We start from the raw sequence: 22,868 nt of genomic DNA, 5'->3' as shown, positions 1-22,868 counted from the left end.
CCTGGCGACCGTACTCTCGTCCCATGACCTCGTCCACCCCGCTCGAGCAGCGTCCCTGGTCCGTGCCGGACGAGCTCCTCGCCCGCATCGCCGACCGTGCTCCCCGGTACGACGCGGACAACGCGTTCTGCGTCGAGGACCTCGACGAACTCCGACGGGCCGGCTACCTGCGGATCGGCGTGCCCGTCCGGGACGGAGGCTCGGGGCTGGGTCTCCGGGCGACCGCAGCGGTCCAGCGGACGCTCGCCGAGGCGGCACCGGCGACGGCCCTCGGGCTCGGGATGCACCAGGTGTGGGTGCAGGCCGCCCGCGCCGTGTCCGCCAGGGGCGGGTCGTTCCTCGACACCGTCACCGACGCCGCTGCAGCGGACCGACTCCTCGCGTTCGGCGTGAGCGAGCCCGGCAACGACGCGGTCCTGTTCGACTCGCGCACCGTGGCCGAGCCGGACGGCGCCGGCGGCTACCGCTTCACCGGCACGAAGGTCTCGACGTCCCTGGCGCCCGCGTGGGACGTGCTGAGCGTGTTCGGCAAGGACACGTCCGGCCCGGAGCCCCGGCTCGTGCACGGCTTCGCGCTGCGCGGCGACGGTGGCGTGCGGCACCTCGATGACTGGGACACCCTCGGCATGCGGGCCACGCAGAGCCGGACGACCCTGCTCGAGGGGCTGCACGTCCCCGCCGACCGGATCGTGCGCGTCCTGCCCGTCGGACCCGTGGCCGATCCGCTGGTCTTCGGTGTCTTCGCCGCGTTCGAGCTGCTCGTCGCGTCCGTGTACGTCGGCATCGCCTCGCGTGCGGTGACGCTCGCGGTCGAGCGGGTGGCCGCCCGCACCGCGGCGGACGGGACGGCCCGCTCTGCCGACCCGGACGTCCGTCGTGCCGTGGCCGCGATGCGGAGCGCGACCGACGCCGTGCACCTGCAGGTCGACGCACTGGCGCGCGACGTCGACGACCTGGTGGACTCCGACCGCTGGTTCCCGCTGCTCGTCGGGACGAAGGCCCGTGCCGTGGACACCGCGCAGCACGTGGTGGACGAGGCGATGCGCGTCGTCGGCGGGTCGGCCTTCCGGTCGACCGACGAACTCGCCCGCCTGGCCCGGGACGTCCGCGCCGGCCAGTACCACCCGTCGACACGGGACTCGGCGATGCGGACGATCGCGGCGGCCGAACTCGGTCCGCTGCCGCGGTGAACCGGCAGCTGCGGTGTCGGCGGTCCGTGCGACCATGACCCGGTGAGCAAGCAGGACGGACGCAACCGGATCGTCTCCGACACGCCCGTCGACGACCGCTCGGCGACGGTCCTGCACGTCGACATGGACGCCTTCTTCGCCTCCGTCGAACTGCTCGACCGCCCGGACCTCGTCGGCCTGCCGGTGATCGTCGGGCACGACTCCGACCGCTCCGTCGTCACGGCCGCCACCTACGAGGCCCGCCGGTACGGCATCAACTCGGCGATGCCGATGGCGGTCGCGAAACGGCGGTGTCCCGCCGCCGTCATCGTCGAGCCGCACTTCGAGAAGTACAGCGCCCGCTCCGCGCAGGTCATGCGGATCTTCGACCGCTTCACCCCGCGGGTCGAGCGGCTCGGCATCGACGAGGCGTTCCTGGACGTCGCCGGGGCCCTCCGCCTGTACGGCACGCCGTGGCAGATCGGCGCCGAGATCCGCCGCACCGTGTTCGCCGAGACGGGCCTGCACTGCTCGGTGGGTGCCGCGTCGACGAAGTTCGTCGCGAAGCTCGCCTCGAGCCGCGCCAAGCCGGACGGCCTGCTCGTCGTCCCGCACGCCGACACCGTCGCCTTCCTGCACCCGCAGCCGGTCTCGGCCCTGTGGGGCGTCGGGGGCAAGACGCAGGAGACGCTCGAGCGTCGGGGGATCCACACCGTGCGGGACCTCGCGACGACCCCGCTGCCGTCCCTGGTGTCGCTGCTCGGTCCGGCCGGTGGACAGCGGTTGCACGACCTGGCGTGGGGCCGGGACCCGCGCACGGTGGAGGCCGGGGTCGGTGAGAAGTCGATCGGGCACGAGGTCACGTTCGGCCGTGACCTCACCGAGCGGGACGACGTGGCGCGGGAACTCCTCCGACTCGCCGAGAAGGTCGCGGTCCGGCTCCGACGCGCCGAGGTCCAGGCCCGGACCGTCGCGCTCAAGGTGCGGTACACCGACTTCACGACGCTCACCCGCTCCCGCACCCTCGCCGAGCCGAGCGACGTCGCCAAGCGGATCCACCGGGAGGCCGTCGAGCTGTACGACGTCCTGCACCGTCCGGGCAACCGGATCCGGCTCATCGGCGTCCGCGGCGAGAACCTCGTGCCGGCGGCCGCGAGCAACGCGCTGTGGGACGACGACGCGCCGTGGCGTGAGACCGAGACGACCGTCGACGCGGTCACCGCGCGCTTCGGTGCCGGTGTCCTGCGTCCCGCGTCCCTCGTGCGCGGGTCCGGCGGCGGTCCCGGCCCGAGCACGCCGCGGGCGCCGCACGCCCGGCAGGACTGACACGTGTCGGGCGACCGCGTGCCGGTACACTCGGGTGAAGTGAGCGCAGCGGAGAACATCGAGCACCAGGAACCCGCCGAACTCCCGATCGACGGGCTGTCCGACGACCACCGCCCCACCGGACCGGCGGCGATCGCCGAGGTCGCGGGCAACGCGGCGGCCGAGCACCTGTCGCCCGCCTTCCCCGAACGTGCCGCATGGGGCACCGCCTCGAAGCTCCGCGCCTGGCAGGTCGAAGCGCTCACGAAGTACTTCGAGAAGGAACCGCGCGACTTCCTCGCCGCGGCGACCCCCGGCGCCGGCAAGACCACCTTCGCGCTGCGCCTCGCGACCGAACTCCTCGCCCGCGGCACCGTCGACCGCCTGGTCGTCGTCGCGCCCACCGAGCACCTGAAGCGGCAGTGGGCCGACGCCGCCGACCGCGTGAACATCCGGCTCGACCCGATGTTCAAGAACGGCGACGGCATGTTCGGCCGGCACTACCAGGGCGTCGCGATCACCTACGCGCAGGTCGGCATGAACCCCGAGGTGCACGAGCGGATCACCGCGGGCGGCAAGACCCTCGTGATCCTCGACGAGGTGCACCACGGCGGCGACGCGCTGACGTGGGGCGACGGCATCCGGCAGGCGTTCACGAAGGCCACGCGCCGACTGTCGCTGTCCGGCACGCCGTTCCGGTCGGACACGGCGCCGATCCCGTTCGTCCAGTACGCCCCGGACGAGCAGGGGATCCGCACCTCGATCTCGGACTACAACTACGGCTACGGCCGGGCACTCAAGGACGGCGTCGTCCGCCCGGTGCTGTTCATGGCCTACGCCGGGCAGATGCGCTGGAAGACCCGGATGGGCGACGAGATGGCCGCCTCGCTCGGCGACCCCGTCACGAAGGACATCACCGCGCAGGCCTGGCGCACCGCGCTGTCGCCGGAGGGCGAGTGGATGCCCGCCGTGCTCTCGGCGGCGGACAAGCGCCTCACCGAGGTGCGCCGTGGCGTGCCGGACGCCGGCGGGCTGGTGATCGCGACCGACACCACGACCGCCCGGGCGTACGCGCGGATCCTGCAGCGCATCACGGGGGAGCGGCCGACCGTGGTCCTGTCCGACGAGGCCGCCGGGTCGAGCCGGATCCAGTCCTTCGCCGAGGACACCTCGCGGTGGATGGTCGCCGTCCGGATGGTGTCCGAGGGCGTCGACGTGCCGCGGCTCTGCGTCGGCGTCTACGCCACGAGCGCGAGCACGCCGCTGTTCTTCGCCCAGGTCATCGGCCGCTTCGTGCGCGCCCGACGTCGCGGCGAGACCGCGTCGGTCTTCCTGCCGAGCGTGCCCGGGCTGATGGCGCTGGCCGCCAGCCTCGAGCTGGAGCGCGACCACGCCCTCGACCGCCCGAAGGACGCCGAGGACGGCATGTACAACCCCGAGGACGCCATGGTGGCGGAGGCGAACAAGGAGGACCGGGCCTCCGAGAGCCTGCTCGACGTGCAGCCGTTCGAGGCGCTCGACTCGCAGGCGTCGTTCGACCGGGTCCTCTACGACGGCGGCGAGTTCGGCACCGGCGGCGAGGTCGGGTCGCTCGAGGAACTCGACTTCATCGGCATCCCCGGGCTGCTCGAGCCCGACCAGGTGCGGGACCTCCTCCGCGCCCGGCAGGCGACCCAGGCCAAGCGCTCGAAGGGCCGCGTCCCGAAGGACGGGACGCCCAAGGCGCCCGAGCCGGCGGACCGGCCGATGTACATGACGATCAAGGAGCAGCGGTCGGAACTGCAGCGCCTCGTCTCGATCTGGTCCCGGCACGCGAACGAACCGCACGGGTCGATCCACGCCGAGCTCCGTCGGATCAGCGGTGGTCCGGCCGTCGCGCAGGCGAGCATCGAGCAGATCCAGAAGCGCATCGACATCCTCCGCTCCCGCATCGGCGGCCGACGGTGACCCGCGCGTGATCGAGCCGGTCGACGACGACCGCACCTGGTACGTCAAGCGCGACGCGGACTCCTCACCCGAGGCGATCATCGACCGCTTCGGGGGCGGCTACCGGCTCCGGCGGTTCTCCCTGCACGAGTCCCGTCGCACGCAGCACGGCGTGTACACCGGCCGCGAGGTCGCCGAGACGGCGTGGTGGCGCCTCCGCGACGGCCGCAGCTGACCCGTGGACGATCCGGATCGGGACCGGATCGGCCGCACAGGTGCGGCGCTGATGACGGGGAGGGGCCGGATCGGGTAGACCGGAGGAATGGCAGACTCCATCCCCCACGTCCTCGTCCTCGGCGGCGGCTCGGCCGGCTACACCGCGGTCAAGCAGCTCCAGAAGCACGCCGCCTCGGTGCCCATGCGCATCACCCTCGTGGACCAGAACACGTACTACACGTACCTGCCGTTCCTGCCCGAGGTCGCCGGCGGTCACATCGCCCCGAAGGACGTCACCGTCGAACTCCGACGTGCGCTCCGCAAGACCCGGGTCATCCAGGGCAAGGTCACCGGGATCTCCTCGGCCGACAAGACGGTCTCCGTCGCGACGGCCGGTGGTGACGACCGGTCCTTCGAGTACGACCACCTCGTGGTGGCACTCGGCTCGGTCACCCGTACCTTCCCGACGCCCGGCCTCGACGAGGTCGGCGTCGGCTTCAAGACGGTCGAGGAGGCCGCGTACGTCCGCGCCAAGCTCCTCGACAACATCGCGAAGGCCGCCGCCACGCGCGACGAGGACGAGCGTCGTCGCCTGCTCACGAGCATCTTCATCGGCGGCGGCTACACCGGCGTCGAGGCGATCGGTGAGCTGTTCGACGTCTCCCAGGCCGCGATCGCCACGTACCCGTCGCTCGCCGGCGAACAGCCGCGCTGGGTGCTCATCGACGCCCTCGACCGGGTCGCCCCCGAGGTCGGCCCCGAGCTGTCGAAGTGGACCCTCGAGTCCCTCCGTGCCCGCGGCATCGACGTCCGCCTCAAGACCACCATGCCGAGCTGCGAGGGCGGGATCGTCAAGCTCTCCGACGGTGACGAGTTCGCCACCGGCCTGCTCGTCTGGACGGCCGGCGTCAAGCCGAACCCGCTCCTCGACGCCACCGACCTGCCGCGCGGGCCGAAGGGGCACCTCGCCGCCAACGCGAAGCTCCAGGTCGAGTCCGAGGACACGCACGAGGTCGTCCCGGGCGTCTGGGGCCTCGGCGACGTCGCCCAGGTCCCGGACCTGACGGCCGAGAAGCAGCCGGCGTACTACCCGCCGAACGCCCAGAACGCCGTCCGGCAGGCCGTCGTCGTCGCGGACAACATCGTCGCCTCGATCACGGGCAAGCCCCTCGTGGAGTACCGCCACCCGTCCATCGGCACGGTCGCCTCGTACGGTGTCGCCAAGGGCGCGGCGAACATCAAGGGCATCAAGATGACGAACCTGCTGGCGTGGATGGCGCACCGCTCGTACCACGTGTACGCGATGCCGACGCTGAACCGCAAGGCGCGCATCGTCATCGGCTGGGTGACCGGTGCGGTCTCCGGCCGCGACGCGACGTCCCTCATCAAGGAGACCGACCCGCGGCAGAACTTCGTGGACGCCGCGAAGAGCTAGCACGCGACTGCCTGCAGACGGGAGGCCCGGTACCAGCTGGTACCGGGCCTCCCGTCCGTCCGCGTGGCGGCTGTGCGTCGAACGCGAGCCTGGGCCGCCTCCCATCCGCCGTCCGTCAGCGTGGACGGTACGAGCGAGAGGAGCGCCATGCGCGCCATGACCTACCGCGGCCCCTACCGGGTCCGCGTCGAGGACAAGCCCGACCCCCGGATCGAGCACCCGAACGACGCGGTCATCCGTGTCGAACGCGCCGCGATCTGCGGGTCGGACCTGCACCTGTACCACGGCATGATGCCGGACACCCGCGTCGGCCACACCTTCGGTCACGAGTTCATCGGCGTCGTCGAGGAGGTCGGGTCGTCCGTCGAGACGCTCAGCGTCGGCGACCGGGTGATGGTCCCGTTCCACATCTCCTGCGGCACCTGCTGGTTCTGCGCCCGCGGCCTGTTCACCAACTGCCACAACGTCAACCCGAACGCGACCGCGGTCGGCGGCATCTTCGGGTACTCGCACACCACCGGCGGCTACGACGGCGGGCAGGCGGAGCGCGTCCGCGTCCCGTTCGCCGACGTCGGCCCGCAGGTCATCCCGGACTGGCTCGACGCCGAGGACGCCCTGATGATGACGGATGCACTCGGCACCGGGTACTTCGGTGCCCAGCTCGCGTCGATCCGCGAAGGCGACACCGTCGTGGTGCTCGGCGCCGGCCCGGTCGGCCTGTACGCGGCGAAGTCCGCGTGGTTCATGGGCGCCGGCCGTGTGATCGTCGTCGACCAGCTCGAGTACCGCCTGGCGAAGGCCCGCGAGTTCGCGCAGGCCGAGACGATCAACTTCGCCGAGGTGGACGACATCGTCGTCGAGATGAAGAAGCAGACCGACTTCCTCGGCGCCGACAGCGTGATCGACGCGGTCGGTGCGGAGGCCGACGGCAACTACCTGCAGCACGTGACGAGCTCGAAGCTCAAGCTGCAGGGCGGCTCGCCCATCGCGCTGAACTGGGCGATCGACGGTGTCCGCAAGGGCGGCACCGTGTCGGTGATGGGCGCCTACGGCCCGATCCCGAGCGCCGTCAAGTTCGGCGACGCGCTCAACAAGGGCGTCACCATCCACATGAACCAGGCGCCGGTGAAGCGCCAGTGGCCGCGGCTGCTCGAGCACATCCAGGCCGGGCACCTCAAGCCGAGCGACGTCATCACGCACCGGATCCCGCTCGAGCACATCGACGAGGCGTACCACCTGTTCTCGGCGAAGCTCGACGGCTGCATCAAGCCGGTGATCGTGCCGTGAGCGAGAACGGAGACCAGAGCATGCGCACCACACCGGACGGCCACGGCGCCGACGACCACATCGCGTACGTGGCGGACAAGCCGCGCGACCTGCCGTCCGCGGACGAACTCCGCGCGCGAGTCCCCGGATGGGGGAGCGACCTGGACCTCGCCGACCGGCCGAGCGTCCCGAAGCTGTCCCGCGAGGCCGGCTCGGCGACGAACGCGCACTGGGACCGACCGGAGCAGCAGCCCGGTGGTGAGGGCCGCGAGCGGTCGATCGAGCACGCGCACGTCACGCCGGTGTTCGGCACCGCGCAGCCCCTGTCCGGCATCGCCGGCGTCGTGAAGCGGTACGCCTACCGTCGCTTCAGCGAGGGACGGCTGGCCCACTGGATGCTCCTGGTCGTCGGCGACCGCCTCGACGTCGCCACGCACCGGGTCACGGACGCGCTCCGCGGCCGGCCGGACCGGCTCGTCAAGGAAACCGGGATCGCCGCCGAACGGGCGGACGACCCGGTCGGCGCGCGGCTCGGGACGGCGCGGCGGGACTGGCGGCACGGCGTGCTCGACCCCGTCGTCGCGACCTGGCCGTACCTGCTCATCGGCGGCGTGGCCGTCTGGGTGGTGCGGCGCGCCCGGCGCTGACCGAGAACAGCACCGCGCTCTGGGCGCGGAAAAACGAACGGCCCTCCCGAAGGAGGGCCGTTCGCCGCTTGTCTCAACACAAGTGTCCGAGCACGTGGTCCGGAGACCAGGTACTGCGTGTCCGAGGGGGGACTTGAACCCCCACGCCCTAATACGGGCACTAGCACCTCAAGCTAGCGCGTCTACCAATTCCGCCACCCGGACTGGGTGTGGTGCTCTCGCACCGGGCTGTCCGACCGGGTTTCCCCGGCCTTCCTGCCGAGAGAAGACACTAGCACGGCTGTGAACGCACGCTGAACACGGGTGCGCATCCCGGGCGCGGCGCGACCGGATCGCGGTGCTCGGTGGTGTCGCCGGTAGCGTTGTCGCATGACGTCCGAGCTGGAACGCACCGCGGCGATCGCGCGGGACCTCATCCGGATCGACACCACGAACTGGGGTGAGGGGAAGTCCCGGGGTGAGACCGAGGCAGCGCACTACGTCGAGGCAGCGCTGCAGGACCTGGGCCTGACCCCGCAGCTGTTCGAGTCCGAGCCGGACCGGGTCAGCGTCGTCGCCCGCGTCCCCGGCCGGGACCGCAGCAAGCCGGGCCTCGTCGTGCACGGGCACCTCGACGTCGTACCGGCCGACCCGGCGAACTGGTCCGTCGACCCGTTCGGCGGCGAGGTGCGCGACGGGTCGCTCTGGGGTCGTGGCGCCGTGGACATGAAGAACATGGACGCGATGATGCTCACGGCGTTGGCCGACGTGGTCGAACGCCAGGGCGCTCCCGAGCGCGACCTCGTCATCGCGTACTTCGCGGACGAGGAGGCCGGGGGCATCCTCGGCGCCCACCACGTCGTGGACACGCATCCCGAGGTCTTCGCCGGGGCGACCGCTGCCATCAGCGAGGTCGGCGGCTACTCGATCACGCTCGGCGACCGTCGCGCCTACCTGCTCCAGACCGGTGAGAAGGCGCTCATGTGGGTGAAGCTGACCGCCCACGGGACCGCGGCGCACGGCTCGCACGTCATCCGCGACAACGCCGTCACGAAGCTCGCCGCCGCCGTCGGCCGGATCGGCGGCGAGGAGTGGCCGGTCCGGCTCTCGGACACGACCGAGGCGATGGTCGCCGAGGTCGCCCGCTTCCTCGGCGTCGACCCCGTCGCCACCGGTCCGGACGAGGTCGCCCTGGCCACCGGCTCCGCGGCGCGGTTCATCCACGCGGCGCTGCACACCACCACGAACCCGACCGTCCTGAGCGCCGGGTACAAGCACAACGTGATCCCGGACGAGGCCACCGCGCTCGTCGACATCCGCTGCCTGCCCGGTGACGAGGAGACCGTCCTGGCCCGCGTGCGGGAACTCGCCGGCGAGGACGTCGAGGTCACCATGACGCACCAGGACGTCGGCCTCGAGCAGGATTTCGGCGGTCCGCTCGTCGACGCCGTCCGGGACGTCCTCGAGCGGCACGACCCGGGCGCCCCGGTCCTGCCGTACCTGCTCTCCGGCGGCACCGACAACAAGGCGCTGTCCCGTCTCGGCATCGCCGGGTACGGCTTCGTGCCGCTGCAGCTGCCCGCCGGGGTGGACTTCCCGGCGATGTTCCACGGCGTCGACGAGCGGGTCCCGCTCGAGTCGCTGGCGTTCGGCCGCCGCGTCCTCGGAGACCTCTTCGCGACCTACTGATACCGTGCATGGTCGTCGTCGGGAACGGCGACCGAGTCCAGCACCGGCGAAAGGCCGCACACGTGCACATCTTCGAGGCGATCCTCCTCGGCTTCGTCCAGGGTCTGACCGAGTTCCTGCCGGTCTCCTCCAGCGCGCACCTGCGCATCGTCGGGCTGTTCCTGCCGGATGCGGAGGACCCCGGTGCGGCCTTCACCGCGGTGACGCAGCTCGGCACCGAGACCGCCGTGCTCATCTACTTCTGGAAGGACATCACCCGGATCATCGGGCGGTGGTTCGGCGCGCTCGGTGGCAAGGTCCCGCGGAACGACCCGGACGTCCGGCTGGGGTGGCTCGTCATCCTCGGCACGATCCCGATCGGCGTGGTCGGCCTGCTGCTCCAGGACAGCATCGAGACCACGTTCCGGTCGCTCTGGATCGTGGCGATCGTGCTCATCGTCTTCGGCGTCGTCCTGGGCGTGCTCGACCGGGTCGGACGGAAGGTCCGGCGGATCGAGCACATGACCTTCAAGGGCGGCATCCTCATCGGGCTCGCGCAGGTCCTCGCGCTCGTCCCGGGCGTCTCCCGGTCCGGCGCGACGGTCTCGATGGGGCTCGCCCTCGGGTACACCCGTCCGGCGGCGGCGCGCTTCGCCTTCCTCCTCGCGATCCCCGCGGTGTTCCTGTCCGGGCTGTACGAGGCCGCGACGAGCCTCGGCGACACCGGAGCGCCGTTCGGCGTGGCGGACACCCTGATCGCGACCGTCGTGGCCTTCGTCGTCGGGTTCGTCGTCATCGCCGCGTTCATGAACTACATCAGCAAGCGGAGCTTCATGCCGTTCGTGGTCTACCGCATCGTCCTCGGTGTCGTCCTCATCGTGCTGCTCTCCCTCGGGGTGGTCGAGCCGTGAGGGCCTGGCAGGCACCGAGCGTCCCCGAGGTCCCGGGGTCCGGCCCCCGTCCGCTCGTCCACGACACCGCGACCGGCAAGCCCGTCGACCCGACGCGTGGCACCGACGACGCGTCGCTCTACGTCTGCGGGATCACCCCGTACGACGCCACGCACCTCGGGCACGCCGCGACGTACCTGGCCTTCGACACGCTCGGTCGGGCGTGGCGGGACGCCGGGTTGCCGGTGCGGTACGCGCAGAACACGACCGACGTCGACGACCCGCTCCTCGAGCGGGCGACGCGTGACGGCGTGGACTGGCGGGAGCTCGCCGCCTCGCAGATCGACCTGTTCCGCCGCGACATGGAGGCCCTGCGCGTCCTGCCGCCGGACGACTACGTGGCCGTCACCGACGAGGTCGAGCGCGTCGCCGAGGCCGTGGCCTACCTGGAGGAGACGGGCTACGCCTACACGGTGCCGACGCCGGACTCCGACGGTGAGGACCTCTACTTCGACGTCAGCCGCCCGAGCGACGCCTGGACGCTCGGCGACGAGAGTCGTCTCGACCGCGAGACGATGCTCGCCCTCTCCGCCGAGCGCGGCGGCGACCCCGACCGGCCCGGCAAGCGCGACCGACTCGACCCGCTGCTCTGGCGTGCCGAGCGCGAGGGCGAACCGAGCTGGGACACCGAGATCGGCCCCGGACGCCCGGGCTGGCACATCGAGTGCAGCGTCATCGCCGGCGACAAGCTCGGCCTGCCGATCAGCGTGCAGGGCGGCGGCAGCGACCTCGTCTTCCCGCACCACGAGATGAGCGCCGGACACGCCGCGGCCCTGGCCTCCCAGCCGCTGGCGAACGCCTTCGTGCACACCGGGATGGTCGCCTACCAGGGGGCGAAGATCTCCAAGTCGCTCGGCAACCTGGTGACGGTGCGCGGGCTCCTCGACGGTGGCGCCGATCCGCGGGCGATCCGCCTGGCCCTGCTCTCGCACCGGTACTCCGACGACTGGGAGTGGACCGACGGCGACCTCGACGACGCGGGCCGCCGCCTCGCCGCCTGGGACACGTGGGTGCGCTCCGGCTCCGGATCCGAGCAGGACGCCGACGCCGTCGTGGCGCGGCTCCGGGCCCGGGTCGCGGACGACCTCGACACGCCGGGCGCGGTCGCGGTGGTCGACACCGCGATCGCCGGCGGGACGGCGGCCACTCCCGAGCTCGTCGACCTCGTCGACGCCCTGCTCGGCATCCGCATCGCCTGAGGGCGTCGGCGCAGCGCTGCCGCCCCACGAGGAACGGGAGGCCCCGGTACCAGCTGGTACCGGGGCCCACGCCGCCGGTCCCGAGCCGACGCGCCAGCGGCGGGTCGACCGTGCCGGTGGGGAGCCTCCCGTCCGGCACACGCCCGCGTCTACTGCGGCGGCTGCGGCGGCCGCCACGGGCCCTCGCCCGCCGCCCCGCCGCCGTCCTTGCCGTCCTTGTGCTCCCGGCGCCGCAGGTACTGCTCGAACTCCTGCGCGATGGCGTCGCCGGACGCCTCGGGGGAGTCGACCGTGTCGCGCGCCTGTTCCAGCTGGCCGATGTAGGACGCCATGTCCTCGTCGTCCGCGGCGAGGGCGTCGATGCCCTCCTCCCACTGCGCGGCATCGTCGAGCAGGGTGCCGCGCGGCACGGTGACGTCCGTCAACTCCTCCATCTTGTCGAGCAGCGACAGGGTGGCCTTCGGCGACGGGGCGTTGTGCACGTAGTGCGGCACGGACGCCCAGAGCGACAGCGTGGTCAGCCCGGCCTTGTCCATCGCGTCTGCGAGGACCCCGAGGATGCCCGTCGGGCCCTCGTACGTCGACTTGTCCACGTCGAACGCCGCACGCACGCCGGCGTTCTCGCTCGACACGAAGACCGAGATGGGCCGGGTGTGCGGGACGTCGGCGAGCATCGCCCCGACGAAGACCACGGCGTCGATCGAGTACACGTCCGCCAGGTCGATGACCTCGGCGCAGAAGGCGCGCCAGGTCCGCGACGGCTCGGGGCCGACGAGCACGAACACGTCCCGCTCGGTCGGTTCGCCGGTCGCCCCGATCACCGGTCGGCCCTCGGCACTCGGGCCGTGCAGGACGATGCGCGGCCAGGTGACGGCCCGCTCGCCCTCGTCGTCGAAGCCGACCTCGGGACGGTTGAACTGGTAGTCGACGTACCGCTCCCCGTCGATCTCGCGGAGTTCATCGAGCTCGAGGGCGTCGACGATGCGACGAGCGAGTCCGCTCGCGGCCTCGCCGGCGTCGTTCCAGCCCTCGAACGCGACGACGAGGAGTCGTCCGTCGCTGAAGGGGGAGTGCTGTGGCACGGCAGGGGCCTCCTGGTTGTGGAGCGGGTCGACACACCCGCGGTCGCGCGCGTCGGACCGGAGCACGATCAGGCATCCACGATAGACCCGCTGCCCCCGGGCGGGCGTCCCCGGCCCGGGGGTCGCCGACGCCGCCGGTAGACTCGTCGCCCGTGACCGCGCAACCCCCCACCACCGTCCAGCCCGACCCGCTGCTGCCCGCAGCCGTGCTGTGGGACATGGACGGCACGATCATCGACACCGAGCCCATCTGGCAGGAGTCGCAGGTCGTGCTCACCGCGCGCTTCGGCGCCGAGTGGACGCACGAGGACGGGCTGTCGCTCGTCGGCAGCGGTCTCGAGCGGTCCGGCGAGATCCTCCGTGCCAAGGGCGTCGACATGGAGGTCGAGGAGATCGTCGCGTGGATGACCGACTTCGTGGTCGAGCGCCTGCACGGGGACGACCTGCCGTGGCGTCCCGGTGCCCGTGAGCTCGTCGAGGAACTGCACGACCGCGGGGTCCCGACCGCACTCGTCACGATGTCGCGCCGCACGATGGCCCTGGTCACCGCCGAGGCGTTCGGCGCACGCGGCTTCCGGGTCGTCGTCGCCGGTGACGACGTCGAGCGCCCGAAGCCGTACCCGGACGCCTACCTGAGCGCGGCCGCGCAGCTCGGGGTCGACCCGACCACGTGCATCGCGATCGAGGACTCCGCGACCGGCGTCGCCTCGGCGGTCGCGTCCGGCGCGGTGACGGTGGGCGTCGAGCACATCGTCCCGCTCGCCGAGGGTGCCTGCGACGTCCTCCTCGACACCCTGGACGGCGTGACCGTCGACCGCCTGCTCGAACTCACCGGCCCGGCCCTGGCGGCCCGCGCCACCGACCGCCAGGGAGGCCCGGCCTCCGTCCCGGCGTCGGCCCCCGTCACCGAAGGGGACGCGCGATGAGCGACGCCACGACCGACGAGCCCACCACCCCCGGCGAGCCGACCGCGCAGGACGCGGTGGAGCTGCCGCACACGGTCGGGGGTGCGCCGCACACCCCGCCTCGCGGACCGTTCCGAGCTGGCGACCGCGTCCAGCTCACGGGCCCGAAGGGGAAGCTCACCACGCTGTCGCTCGAGCGCGGCGTGGTCTACCACACGCACCGCGGCATGCTCGCGCACGACGACGTCATCGGGCGGCCGGACGGCTCGGTCATCCGGGCGAGCTCCGGGGACGAGTACCTGGCGCTGCGCCCCCTGCTCAACGACTACGTCATGTCGATGCCGCGCGGTGCCGCGATCGTGTACCCGAAGGACGCGGCCCAGATCGTCGCGTTCGCGGACGTCTTCCCCGGCGCACGGGTCGTCGAGGCCGGGGTCGGTTCCGGCGCACTCTCGCTGTGGCTCCTCCGGGCGATCGGCCCGACCGGCAGCCTGCAGTCGTTCGAGCGCCGCGACGAGTTCGCCGCGATCGCCCGCGGCAACGTCGGCACCTTCCTCGGGGCGGTCCCGGACAACTGGTCCGTGACCGTGGGGGACCTCGTCGAGGAGCTCCCGCAGGCCGTCGAGCCGCAGAGCATCGACCGCGTGGTGCTCGACATGCTGGCTCCGTGGGAGTGCGTCGACGAGGCCGCCGACGCCCTCGTGCCCGGCGGGCTCATCGTCTGCTACGTCGCGACGGTCACGCAGCTGTCGCGCACGGCCGAGGCCCTCCGTGACACCGGGCGCTTCACGGACCCGCAGTCGAGCGAGACGCTCGTGCGCACGTGGCACGTGGAGGGGCTCGCCGTGCGACCGGACCACCGGATGGTGGCGCACACCGGCTTCCTGGTCACCGCACGTCGCCTGGCGGACGGGGTCGTCCTGCCGAACCTGAAGCGTCGTGCCGGCAAGGCGGAGTTCTCGGACGAGGACGTGGAGGCCTGGACCCCCGGCGCCGTCGGCGAGCGTGGCGCCAGCAACAAGAAGCTCCGCAAGGTCGCACGTCAGGCGGCCGCCCAGGCCCGCAAGGTCGCGGCGGCCGAGGCGGGCGAGGACGGTGGCTCGGCGGCGTCCGGACCCGACGACGACGCCCACTAAGCTGACCTCCGTGCCCGTCCTGCATCGAACGGAAAGAGGATCCGTGCGCACCATCCCCGCACTCGTGGTCACCATCGGTCTCGTCGCGTCGCTGACGGCGTGCGCCGCTCCCGGTGCGGGATCGTCGAGCACGTGCGCGCCGTCCGGAGCCGCGTCGGAGGCCGTCTCGGCCAGGGGCGCGTTCGGTTCGCAGCCGGACGTCACGGTGCCCGCCGGTCTCACCGCCACCGGCACCCAGGTCTCCGTCCTCCGCCAGGGCGACGGCCGCACGATCGGGGACGGCACACCGGTCGTCCTCGAGTACACGCTCGTCGACGGCGCGACCGGCGAGGTCGCCCAGACCAGCGGCTACACCGGTTCCTCGAACCCGATCACGGCCGGTTCGACCAACGCCGGTGCGCTCGGCGAGGCCCTCGAGTGCGCCCAGGTCGGCGACCGACTCGCCGTCGCGATGCCCAAGTCGGCACTCTCGGGCACCGCCCCCTCCCGCTCGACGGGGAAGGCGGAGGACGCGGCCGTCTTCGTCGTCGACGTGCAGCGTGCGTTCGCCGCCCGCGCCACCGGCACGCCCCAGCTCGCGGGCGACGGCATGCCCGCCGTCGTGCTCGCACCGGACGGCGCACCCGGCATCACGATCCCCTCGTGGCCGGCGCCGGAGAAGGACGAGCAGCACCTGCTCCGCAAGGGCGACGGCGCGACGCTGACCGCGGAGGACACCGCGGTCGTCAAGTACACCGCCGTCACGTGGGGGAGCAGCACGACGGACTCCACCGTCGCGGGCTCGAGCTGGACCGACGGGTCCGGCGCGCAGCCGCTCCCGCTGGCCGAGGGCCAGGTCGTCGACGGCATCCGGAACGCCCTGATCGGCCGGCACGTCGGGGACCAGGTCCTCGCGATCGTCCACCAGCAGGGTGCCGCGTACGCGTACGTCATCGACGTGCTCGGCGCGATGTCGCGCTGACCCGCGGCTGCGTAGGATCGGCACGTGCCCACCACCCGTGCTCCCCGTGTGCCCGCCGAGGAACGGCTGTTCAGCCTCGTGCTCGCACTGCTCTCGACGGAGTCCGGGCTGACGAAGTCCGAGATCCTGGCGAACGTCCAGGGGTACCGGCAGCGGTACGCGCCCGGCGGTGACAACGCCTCGCTCGAGCGGCAGTTCGAGCGCGACAAGGACGACGTCCGCGAGCTCGGGATCCCGCTCGAGACGATCGAGACGCCGGGTGCCGCGGGGAACAACCAGACGCTGCGCTACCGGATCCCGAAGGGCGAGTACGACCTGCCGCTCGACGTCCGGTTCACGCCCGACGAGTCCGCCCTGCTGTCGCTCGCCGCGATGGCGTGGCGCGAGGGCGCCCTGTCGGCCGACTCCAGGCGCGGACTGCTCAAGGTGCGCTCCGCCGGGTCCGAGGACGACGGCTCGGAGCACGAGAGCGGCGACGGTGCGACCCCGATCGGTGCCTACGCCCCGCGGCTGCGCACCCGGGACACCGCCTTCGAACCCCTGCGGTCGGCCCTCGACCGGGGCGCCGCCGTCCGGTTCGCGTACATCACGCCGGGCCACCACGAGGCCCGCGTCCGCGAGCTCGCGCCGCTCGCGCTCGTCCAGCACGGCGGCCGGTGGATGCTCGCCGCGCACGAGTTCGCGACGCGGTCCGAGAAGAACTACCTGCTGTCCCGGATCGTCGGTCCGGTGACCCTGTTCGAGGTCGGTCAGCACCCGGCACCGGCGGACGCGGGGGAGCGGGCGCTGGCCGGCCTGGACCGGGTCTGGGCGGAGCGCACCGCGACCGTGCACGTCGTCCCGGGGTCGGACGCCGAACGCCGTCTGGCCCGTCGGCGGGACACCACCGCGACGACGGACGGCGAACTGGTGGTCCACCACGTCGACCCGCAGATCCTGGCCGAGGAACTCGCCGCGTTCGGTCCCGAGGTGTGGGTCGTCGAACCGGAGGACCTGCGGCAGCGCGTGGTCGACCGCCTCCGCGTGCTCGTCGCCGACCACTCCGGGCCGCCCGAACGGACCGCCGACCACCGCGGCGCCGAGGACGGTCGCCGCCTGCCCGAGGACGGACCCGACCGTGGCTGAGGCCCAGCCCCTGCAGGCGCAGGACAAGCTCGCCTTCCTGCTGGCACTCGTGCCGTACCTCATCGACCGGGAACGCGTCTCCGTCGCCGAGGCCGCCCGGCACTTCGGGGTCCCCGAGTCCCGCATCCGGCGTGCCGTCGAGCTCATCGCGGTGTCCGGCGTCCCGGGCGAGACGATGCAGTACCAGCACGGCGACCTGTTCGACATCGCCTGGGACGACTTCGACCAGAACGACATGATCGTGCTGACGAACCTCGTGGCGATCGACGACGCCCCGCGGCTGTCAGCGCGCGAGGCGTCGGCACTCATCGCGGGCCTCCAGTACCTGTCCGCCCTGCCCGAGGCCGCCGACACGGACGCCATCCGGGCACTGATGGCGAAACTGTCGCGCGGTGCGGGTGGCGCCGCGGGGAACGTGGCCGTCGGCCAGGACCTGCACGACGCGTCCCTGACCGTCATCCGTCAGGCGATGTCCGAGCGACGTGGACTCCTGTTCGAGTACGCGGGACCGCGGACGCAGGGCGGCACGCGTCGCGTCGACCCGCTCCGCGTCGAGTCGATCGACGCCGACTGGTACCTGCGCGCCTGGGACCTCGACCGCGCGGCCATCCGCACCTTCCGCCTCGACCGGATGTCCGGCGTGCGCGTGGACGACCGGCCCGCCGAACGGACCATCGAGGACGTCGTCCTGCCCGACACGTTGTTCCAGCAGAGCGCCCAGGACGTCATCGTCACGGTCGAGCTCGACGCCTCGTCCCTGCCGCTCGTCGCCGACTTCCTCGCCGACACCGCGGATGCGCCGGACGCCGACGGGCGGGTGCGCATCCGGCTCGCGGCGTCGGCCGGGTTCGACGGGGTCGTCCGGCTCGTCGCCGGGCTGCCCGGCCGCGCCGTGGTGATCGACCCACCCGCCGCCCGGGAGGCCGTGCGCGCGTTCGCGGCGGCCGCTCTCGACGTCCACTGAGAGACCGCTGCCGTAGGATCGGTGCATGGCTTCGACGACCGCGGGCGGGCGAGAGAAGCGGCACGGGCGCCGACCGAAGGAACCCGAAGGCCGCATGTCCCTCGGTCAACACCTGATCGAGCTGCGCAACCGCCTGTTCAAGGCCGTCGTCGCGGTCCTGGTGGCGGCGGTCGGCGGCTGGTTCCTCACACCGTTCGTGCTCGACGCGCTCCGCTCCCCGGTCACGCAGCTGGCCCGGGTCGGCGGGCACACCGCGGAGCTGAACTTCCCGATGATCACGGGGGCGTTCGACCTCCGCCTGCAGATCGCGGTCACGATCGGCGTCGTCATCGCGAGCCCGGTCTGGCTGTACCAGATCTGGGCCTTCATCGTCCCGGCCCTGGTCCGTCGTGAGAAGCAGTACGTGTGGGGCTTCCTCGGTTCGGCGATCCCGCTGTTCTTCGCCGGGTGCGCCTTCGGGTGGTACGTCCTGCCGCACGTCGTCGGCATCCTCGGCAGCTTCGTCTCGGCGCAGGACACGTCGATCGTCGACGCGAAGGCGTACTACGACTTCGTCATCAAGCTCATCGTCGCGGTCGGCATCGCGTTCGTGCTGCCGGTCTTCCTCGTCCTGCTCAACTTCGTCGGGGTCCTGACGGCCGCGGCGATCGTCCGGTCGTGGCGGGTCGCGATCGTGCTGATCCTCGTCTTCACCGCGCTCGTCACGCCGTCGGCGGACGTGCTGTCCATGTTCATCCTGGCCATCCCGATGGTCGTGCTCTACTTCGCCGCCTGCCTGGTGACGTGGCTGCACGACCGCCGTCTGGCGAAGCGCCAGGCGAAGCTCGACGAGGAGTACGGCCTGTGACCGAGACCAGCCTGAGCCCCGCCGAGCGGTTCGCCGCCGCGAAGGTCCGCCGTCGCTCGCGGAACCTCGAGTTGTTCCGGACCGACCTCCGCTTCGACCTCGACCCGTTCCAGTTCGCGGCGTGTGACGCGGTCGACCGCGGCAACAGCGTGCTAGTGGCCGCACCGACCGGCGCCGGCAAGACGATCGTGGCCGAGTTCGCGATCTGGCTGGCGATGCGACAGCCGACCGCGAAGGTGTTCTACACGACGCCGATGAAGGCGCTGAGCAACCAGAAGTACGCCGAGCTCGTGCAGGCGTACGGCGAGACCGAGGTCGGGCTGCTCACCGGCGACACGAACGTCAACCCCCGGGCCCGCGTCGTCGTGATGACGACCGAGGTCCTGCGGAACATGATCTACGCCGACTCGGACCTGCTCGACGACCTGGCGTGGGTGGTGCTCGACGAGGTGCACTACCTGGCCGACCGGTTCCGTGGCGCGGTCTGGGAAGAGGTCATCCTGCACCTCCCGACCGAGGTCCGGCTGGTGTCGCTCTCCGCGACCGTCAGCAACGCCGAGGAGTTCGGCGACTGGCTGCAGACGGTGCGCGGCGACACCGACGTCATCGTCTCCGAGGACCGCCCGGTCCCGCTCGAGCAGCACGTGCTCGTCGGGAACAAGATGGTCGACCTCTTCGACTCGTCCGGTGCCGCGGCGACGAACCGCGTCAACCCCGAGCTCCTCCGGCTCGTCGGCGGCGCCAACCGGCACGGCACGAACGGTCCGCGCGGCCGTCGCGGGCGCCCGGTGTACCCGGACCGCCGTGGTCCCCGTGCGGAGAAGGCCCACCGCGAGCAGATCGCGAAGATGCTCGACGAGCGCATGCTCCTGCCCGCGATCTTCTTCGTGTTCAGCCGGAACGGCTGCGACCAGGGCGTCCGGCACGTCGTGCGCTCGGGGCTGTCGCTGACGACCGCGGACGAGCGGCGTGAGATCCGCGAGACGGCCGAGTACCACTGCCGCACCCTGCTCGACGAGGACCTCGCCGTCCTCGGCTACTGGGAGTGGCTGGAGGGGCTCGAGCGCGGGGTCGCCGCACACCACGCCGGGCTGCTGCCCGCGTTCAAGGAGGTCGTCGAGGACCTGTTCCAGCGCAAGCTCCTCAAGGTCGTCTTCGCCACCGAGACCCTGGCCCTCGGGGTGAACATGCCGGCGCGCACCGTCGTCCTCGAGAAGCTCGAGAAGTTCAACGGCGAGGCCCGGGTCCCGATCACGCCGGGGGAGTACACGCAGCTCACGGGTCGTGCCGGGCGTCGGGGGATCGACGTCGAGGGCCACTCGGTCGTGCAGTGGTCGGACGGCCTCGAGCCGCAGGCCGTCGCGTCGCTCGCGAGCCGTCGGACCTACCCGCTCAACTCGTCGTTCAAGCCGACCTACAACATGGCCGTGAACCTCATCGAGCAGTTCGGCCGCGACCGCACGCGCGAGGTCCTCGAGACCTCGTTCGCGCAGTTCCAGGCGGACCGATCCGTCGTCGACCTCGCCCGCAAGGTCCGGTCGCAGCAGGAGTCCCTGGACGGCTACCAGAACGCCATGCAGTGCCACCTCGGCGACTTCACGGAGTACGCGGCACTCCGCCGGCGGCTGTCGGACCTCGAGCGCTCGAACGTGCCCGGCGGCCGCGAGGCCTCGCACGGGGCCCGCCAGGACCGCCAGTCCGCGATCACCGAGGTCCGCCGACAGCTCCAGCGGCACCCGTGCCACGCCTGCCCGGACCGCGAGGCCCACGCCCGCTGGGCGGAGCGCTGGTACAAGCTCAAGCGCAGCAACGACAAGCTCGTGCAGCAGATCCGGTCCCGCACGGGTGCGGTCGCGACGACGTTCGACCGCGTGACCGACGTGCTGCTCGCACTCGGGTACCTGGTGCAGGACGAATCCGGAGACGTCACGGTGGCGGCCGGCGGTCGGCGGCTGCAGCGCATCTACGGGGACCGCGACCTGCTCGTCGCCGAGTGCCTCGAGGCCGGCGTGTGGAAGGAACTCACACCCGCGCAGCTCGCCGGGATGGCGGCGACCATCGTCTACCAGCCCCGGCGCGAGGACGCGCCGGGCACCGAGCACGCCGTGCCCCGCGGCGCCTTCCGGCCGGCTCTGGACGAGACGCTCACGATCTGGGCCCGACTGGACGACGTCGAGCGCGACGCCCGGCTCGCCGGTTCCGAGCCGCCGACACCGGCGATCGCGCTCGGGATGTTCCGGTGGGCCTCCGGGTCCCCGCTCGACGACGTCCTGCGGTCGCTCGACCTCGCCGCGGGCGACTTCGTCCGGTGGTCGAAGCAGGTCATCGACCTCCTCGACCAGATCCGCAACGCGGGCGACGAGGACCTCGCCCGCACGGCCCGTCGAGCGACGGACGCGGTGCGCCGCGGCATCGTCGCCTACGCGACGGTCTGACGGGAGGCCCCGTGACGGTCCTCGCCACACCCGTACGTCCGGTGCGCGCGTCCGCCGGGCGGTGGCGGCCCGGGACGGCGGGCGACGCGCTCACCGCGGCCCTGCCCCTCGCACAGGCGCTGCCGCTGTCGGTCGTCGGCGGACTGCTGTTCGCCCTGTCGTTCCCGTCCCCGGGCTGGTGGTTCCTCGCGTACCCGGCGGTCGCGTGCCTCCTGCTCGCCGCGATCGGGCAGCGGGCCCGCCGCGCCTCCTGGCTCGGCTTCGTCGCCGGCGTGGCGTTCTGGGTGCCGGTGATCTCGTGGGCCGGACGGTACCTCGGACCGGTGCCGTGGTTCGCGCTCGCGCTGCTCGAGGCGGCGCTCTTCGCCGTCGGCACGGTGGCGATCGCGCTCGCGTACCGGTGGGTGGGGCGCGTCGTGACCTCGACCGCCGGACGCGTGTGGGGCCTCCCGGCGGTGGTCGCTGCGCTCTGGACCGGACGCGAGTGGCTCTCCGGCAGCTGGCCGTACGGCGGGTTCGCCTGGGGTCGGGTGGGCCTGTCCCAGTCCCAGGGGCCGTTCACGCACCTCGCCGCGTACGTCGGCGTCCTCGGACTGAGCTTCGTCGTCGTCTACTGCGTCGCCGTCGTGGTCTCCCTCGGACTCGTCGGCGGGATCCGCCTGTCGGTCCGGGTGGCGACGGCCGGGCTGCTCGTCTCGGTGGTCCTGGCGGTGCCCGCGTGGCCGACGGCGGTCGACGGCACGGTGCGGGTCGAGGCGGTGCAGGGCAACGGGCCCGCCGGCTACTTCGACGGCGCCGAACCCGGCGACGTCCTCCGGTCGCAGGTCGCGGCCACCGACGTCGAGGCCCGCGGCGTTGACATGGTCGTGTGGCCGGAGGCCGCGGCGGAGTACGACCCCCGTCGCGAACCGGTCATCGCGTCCGCGCTCGACGCCGTCGTGCGGAGCGTCGGGGCCCCGCTGGTCGCCGGCGGTGTGACGCAGACCGCGTCCGGGGTCCTGCACAACACCTCGTTCGTGTGGGACGACGACGGCTGGGGGGCCTCGTACGACAAGAAGCGCCCGGTGCCGTTCGGGGAGTACGTCCCGGACCGGTGGTTCTACTCGAAGCTCGCCCCGTCGCTGATCGGGCTCCTGCAGCGCGACTACACCCCGGGGACGAAGCCGAACGTGCTGCCGGTCGCCGGCATCCGCGCCGGCGTGATGATCTGCTTCGACGTGGTGGACGACGGCCTGACGGCGGACCTGGCGGACGGGGGAGCGCAGGTGATCCTGGCGCAGACGAACAACGCCGACTTCGACGGGACCGACGAGAACCTCCAGCAGCTCGAGATCGCCCGGATGCGGGCGGTCGAGACCGGACGGTCGCTCGTGAACATCTCCACCGTGGGGGCATCCCAGGTCATCGACCCGAGCGGTCGGACCATCGACCGGGTCCCGGCGTACACCGCGAGTTCGATGGTGACGGACGTCCCGCTCGGCACGTCGACCACGCCGGCGACCGTCGCATCGGGGAACATCACGCTCGCGCTGTCGCTCGGCGGTCTGCTCGTCCTGCTCGCCTGCGCTCCGTGGGGACACCGCCGCCGCTGACCTGCCACCCGGGGCCGCGCCGTGCACTGGGAACCGACTGTGAATGCCACCCCTCCGGAAC

Annotated in this window: 19 protein-coding genes and 1 tRNA gene; 18 read left to right on the top strand and 2 right to left on the bottom strand. The window is 72.3% G+C overall.

The window, feature by feature from the left end; genetic code table 11:
• The first annotated feature begins 23 nt into the window (after positions 1-23).
• The 7 genes from DEI95_RS11470 to DEI95_RS11440 all read left to right on the top strand — a co-directional run bounded on the left by DEI95_RS11470 (position 24) and on the right by DEI95_RS11440 (position 7,964).
• Positions 24-1,190 (top strand): acyl-CoA dehydrogenase family protein, encoded by a 1,167-nt coding sequence (locus DEI95_RS11470; protein WP_111060298.1) that lies wholly within the window; start codon positions 24-26, stop codon positions 1,188-1,190.
• Positions 1,191-1,232: 42 nt separating this feature from the next.
• Complete coding sequence (gene dinB / locus DEI95_RS11465) at positions 1,233-2,495, top strand: DNA polymerase IV (RefSeq protein ID WP_110889838.1); 1,263 nt, start codon at positions 1,233-1,235, stop codon at positions 2,493-2,495.
• A gap of 96 nt (positions 2,496-2,591) precedes the next feature.
• Positions 2,592-4,421, top strand: coding sequence for a DEAD/DEAH box helicase (locus tag DEI95_RS11460; protein WP_181419547.1), 1,830 nt, complete (start codon positions 2,592-2,594; stop codon positions 4,419-4,421).
• A gap of 7 nt (positions 4,422-4,428) precedes the next feature.
• Positions 4,429-4,635 (top strand): hypothetical protein, encoded by a 207-nt coding sequence (locus DEI95_RS11455; RefSeq protein ID WP_110824978.1) that lies wholly within the window; start codon positions 4,429-4,431, stop codon positions 4,633-4,635.
• A gap of 87 nt (positions 4,636-4,722) precedes the next feature.
• Entirely contained in the window at positions 4,723-6,051 is a 1,329-nt protein-coding gene (locus DEI95_RS11450; RefSeq protein ID WP_110824977.1) for an NAD(P)/FAD-dependent oxidoreductase, read from the top strand.
• 147 nt (positions 6,052-6,198) lie between these two features.
• Complete coding sequence (locus DEI95_RS11445; RefSeq protein WP_110824976.1) at positions 6,199-7,338, top strand: zinc-dependent alcohol dehydrogenase; 1,140 nt, start codon at positions 6,199-6,201, stop codon at positions 7,336-7,338.
• 20 nt (positions 7,339-7,358) lie between these two features.
• Positions 7,359-7,964, top strand: coding sequence for a hypothetical protein (locus DEI95_RS11440; protein ID WP_258367582.1), 606 nt, complete (start codon positions 7,359-7,361; stop codon positions 7,962-7,964).
• Positions 7,965-8,082: 118 nt separating this feature from the next.
• On the opposite strand, the gene DEI95_RS11435 is transcribed toward DEI95_RS11440, so the two are convergent.
• Positions 8,083-8,168, bottom strand: a tRNA-Leu gene (locus tag DEI95_RS11435).
• Positions 8,169-8,333: 165 nt separating this feature from the next.
• Between DEI95_RS11435 and DEI95_RS11430 the strand changes: the two genes are divergently transcribed.
• The 3 genes from DEI95_RS11430 (at position 8,334) to mshC (ending at position 11,760) form a co-directional block, all read left to right on the top strand.
• Positions 8,334-9,632 (top strand): M20/M25/M40 family metallo-hydrolase, encoded by a 1,299-nt coding sequence (locus DEI95_RS11430; protein WP_110889837.1) that lies wholly within the window; start codon positions 8,334-8,336, stop codon positions 9,630-9,632.
• A gap of 62 nt (positions 9,633-9,694) precedes the next feature.
• Positions 9,695-10,522 carry an undecaprenyl-diphosphate phosphatase gene (locus tag DEI95_RS11425; RefSeq protein ID WP_111060322.1) on the top strand — a complete coding sequence of 276 codons (828 nt, stop codon included), beginning with the start codon at positions 9,695-9,697 and terminating at the stop codon, positions 10,520-10,522.
• Complete coding sequence (mshC, locus tag DEI95_RS11420) at positions 10,519-11,760, top strand: cysteine--1-D-myo-inosityl 2-amino-2-deoxy-alpha-D-glucopyranoside ligase (RefSeq protein WP_111060297.1); 1,242 nt, start codon at positions 10,519-10,521, stop codon at positions 11,758-11,760. Before DEI95_RS11425 ends, mshC begins: the two co-directional genes overlap by 4 nt.
• A 149-nt stretch (positions 11,761-11,909) precedes the next feature.
• On the opposite strand, the gene DEI95_RS11415 is transcribed toward mshC, so the two are convergent.
• Positions 11,910-12,842 carry a proteasome assembly chaperone family protein gene (locus tag DEI95_RS11415; RefSeq protein ID WP_111060321.1) on the bottom strand — a complete coding sequence of 311 codons (933 nt, stop codon included), beginning with the start codon at positions 12,840-12,842 and terminating at the stop codon, positions 11,910-11,912.
• A 152-nt stretch (positions 12,843-12,994) separates the two neighbouring features.
• Here DEI95_RS11415 and DEI95_RS11410 point away from each other — a divergent pair, with 152 nt between their 5' ends.
• The 8 genes from DEI95_RS11410 to lnt all read left to right on the top strand — a co-directional run bounded on the left by DEI95_RS11410 (position 12,995) and on the right by lnt (position 22,807).
• Complete coding sequence (locus DEI95_RS11410) at positions 12,995-13,768, top strand: HAD family phosphatase (RefSeq protein ID WP_258367581.1); 774 nt, start codon at positions 12,995-12,997, stop codon at positions 13,766-13,768.
• Positions 13,765-14,883: a tRNA (adenine-N1)-methyltransferase gene (locus tag DEI95_RS11405; RefSeq protein WP_258367580.1), complete on the top strand. Its 1,119-nt coding sequence runs from the start codon at positions 13,765-13,767 to the stop codon at positions 14,881-14,883. The genes DEI95_RS11410 and DEI95_RS11405 overlap by 4 nt, the downstream gene beginning before the upstream one ends.
• 43 nt (positions 14,884-14,926) lie before the next feature.
• Complete coding sequence (locus DEI95_RS11400; RefSeq protein ID WP_111060296.1) at positions 14,927-15,844, top strand: FKBP-type peptidyl-prolyl cis-trans isomerase; 918 nt, start codon at positions 14,927-14,929, stop codon at positions 15,842-15,844.
• Positions 15,845-15,868: 24 nt separating this feature from the next.
• Entirely contained in the window at positions 15,869-16,969 is a 1,101-nt protein-coding gene (locus DEI95_RS11395; protein WP_111060295.1) for a YafY family protein, read from the top strand.
• Positions 16,962-17,933, top strand: a complete 972-nt coding sequence (locus DEI95_RS11390) for a YafY family protein (protein ID WP_111060294.1) — start codon at positions 16,962-16,964, stop codon at positions 17,931-17,933. Before DEI95_RS11395 ends, DEI95_RS11390 begins: the two co-directional genes overlap by 8 nt.
• 94 nt (positions 17,934-18,027) lie before the next feature.
• Positions 18,028-18,780, top strand: coding sequence for a twin-arginine translocase subunit TatC (tatC, locus tag DEI95_RS11385; RefSeq protein WP_110900231.1), 753 nt, complete (start codon positions 18,028-18,030; stop codon positions 18,778-18,780).
• Positions 18,777-21,215, top strand: coding sequence for an RNA helicase (locus DEI95_RS11380; protein WP_111060293.1), 2,439 nt, complete (start codon positions 18,777-18,779; stop codon positions 21,213-21,215). Before tatC ends, DEI95_RS11380 begins: the two co-directional genes overlap by 4 nt.
• Before the next feature lie 11 nt (positions 21,216-21,226).
• Entirely contained in the window at positions 21,227-22,807 is a 1,581-nt protein-coding gene (gene lnt, locus DEI95_RS11375; RefSeq protein ID WP_258367579.1) for an apolipoprotein N-acyltransferase, read from the top strand.
• Positions 22,808-22,868 lie beyond the last annotated feature (61 nt).

The sequence above is a fragment of the Curtobacterium sp. MCBD17_008 genome, assembly GCF_003234475.1.
GTDB lineage: Bacteria > Actinomycetota > Actinomycetes > Actinomycetales > Microbacteriaceae > Curtobacterium.
The sequence above is the reverse complement of the archived record's forward strand: the minus strand, read 5'-3'. Positions and strand labels throughout refer to the sequence as shown.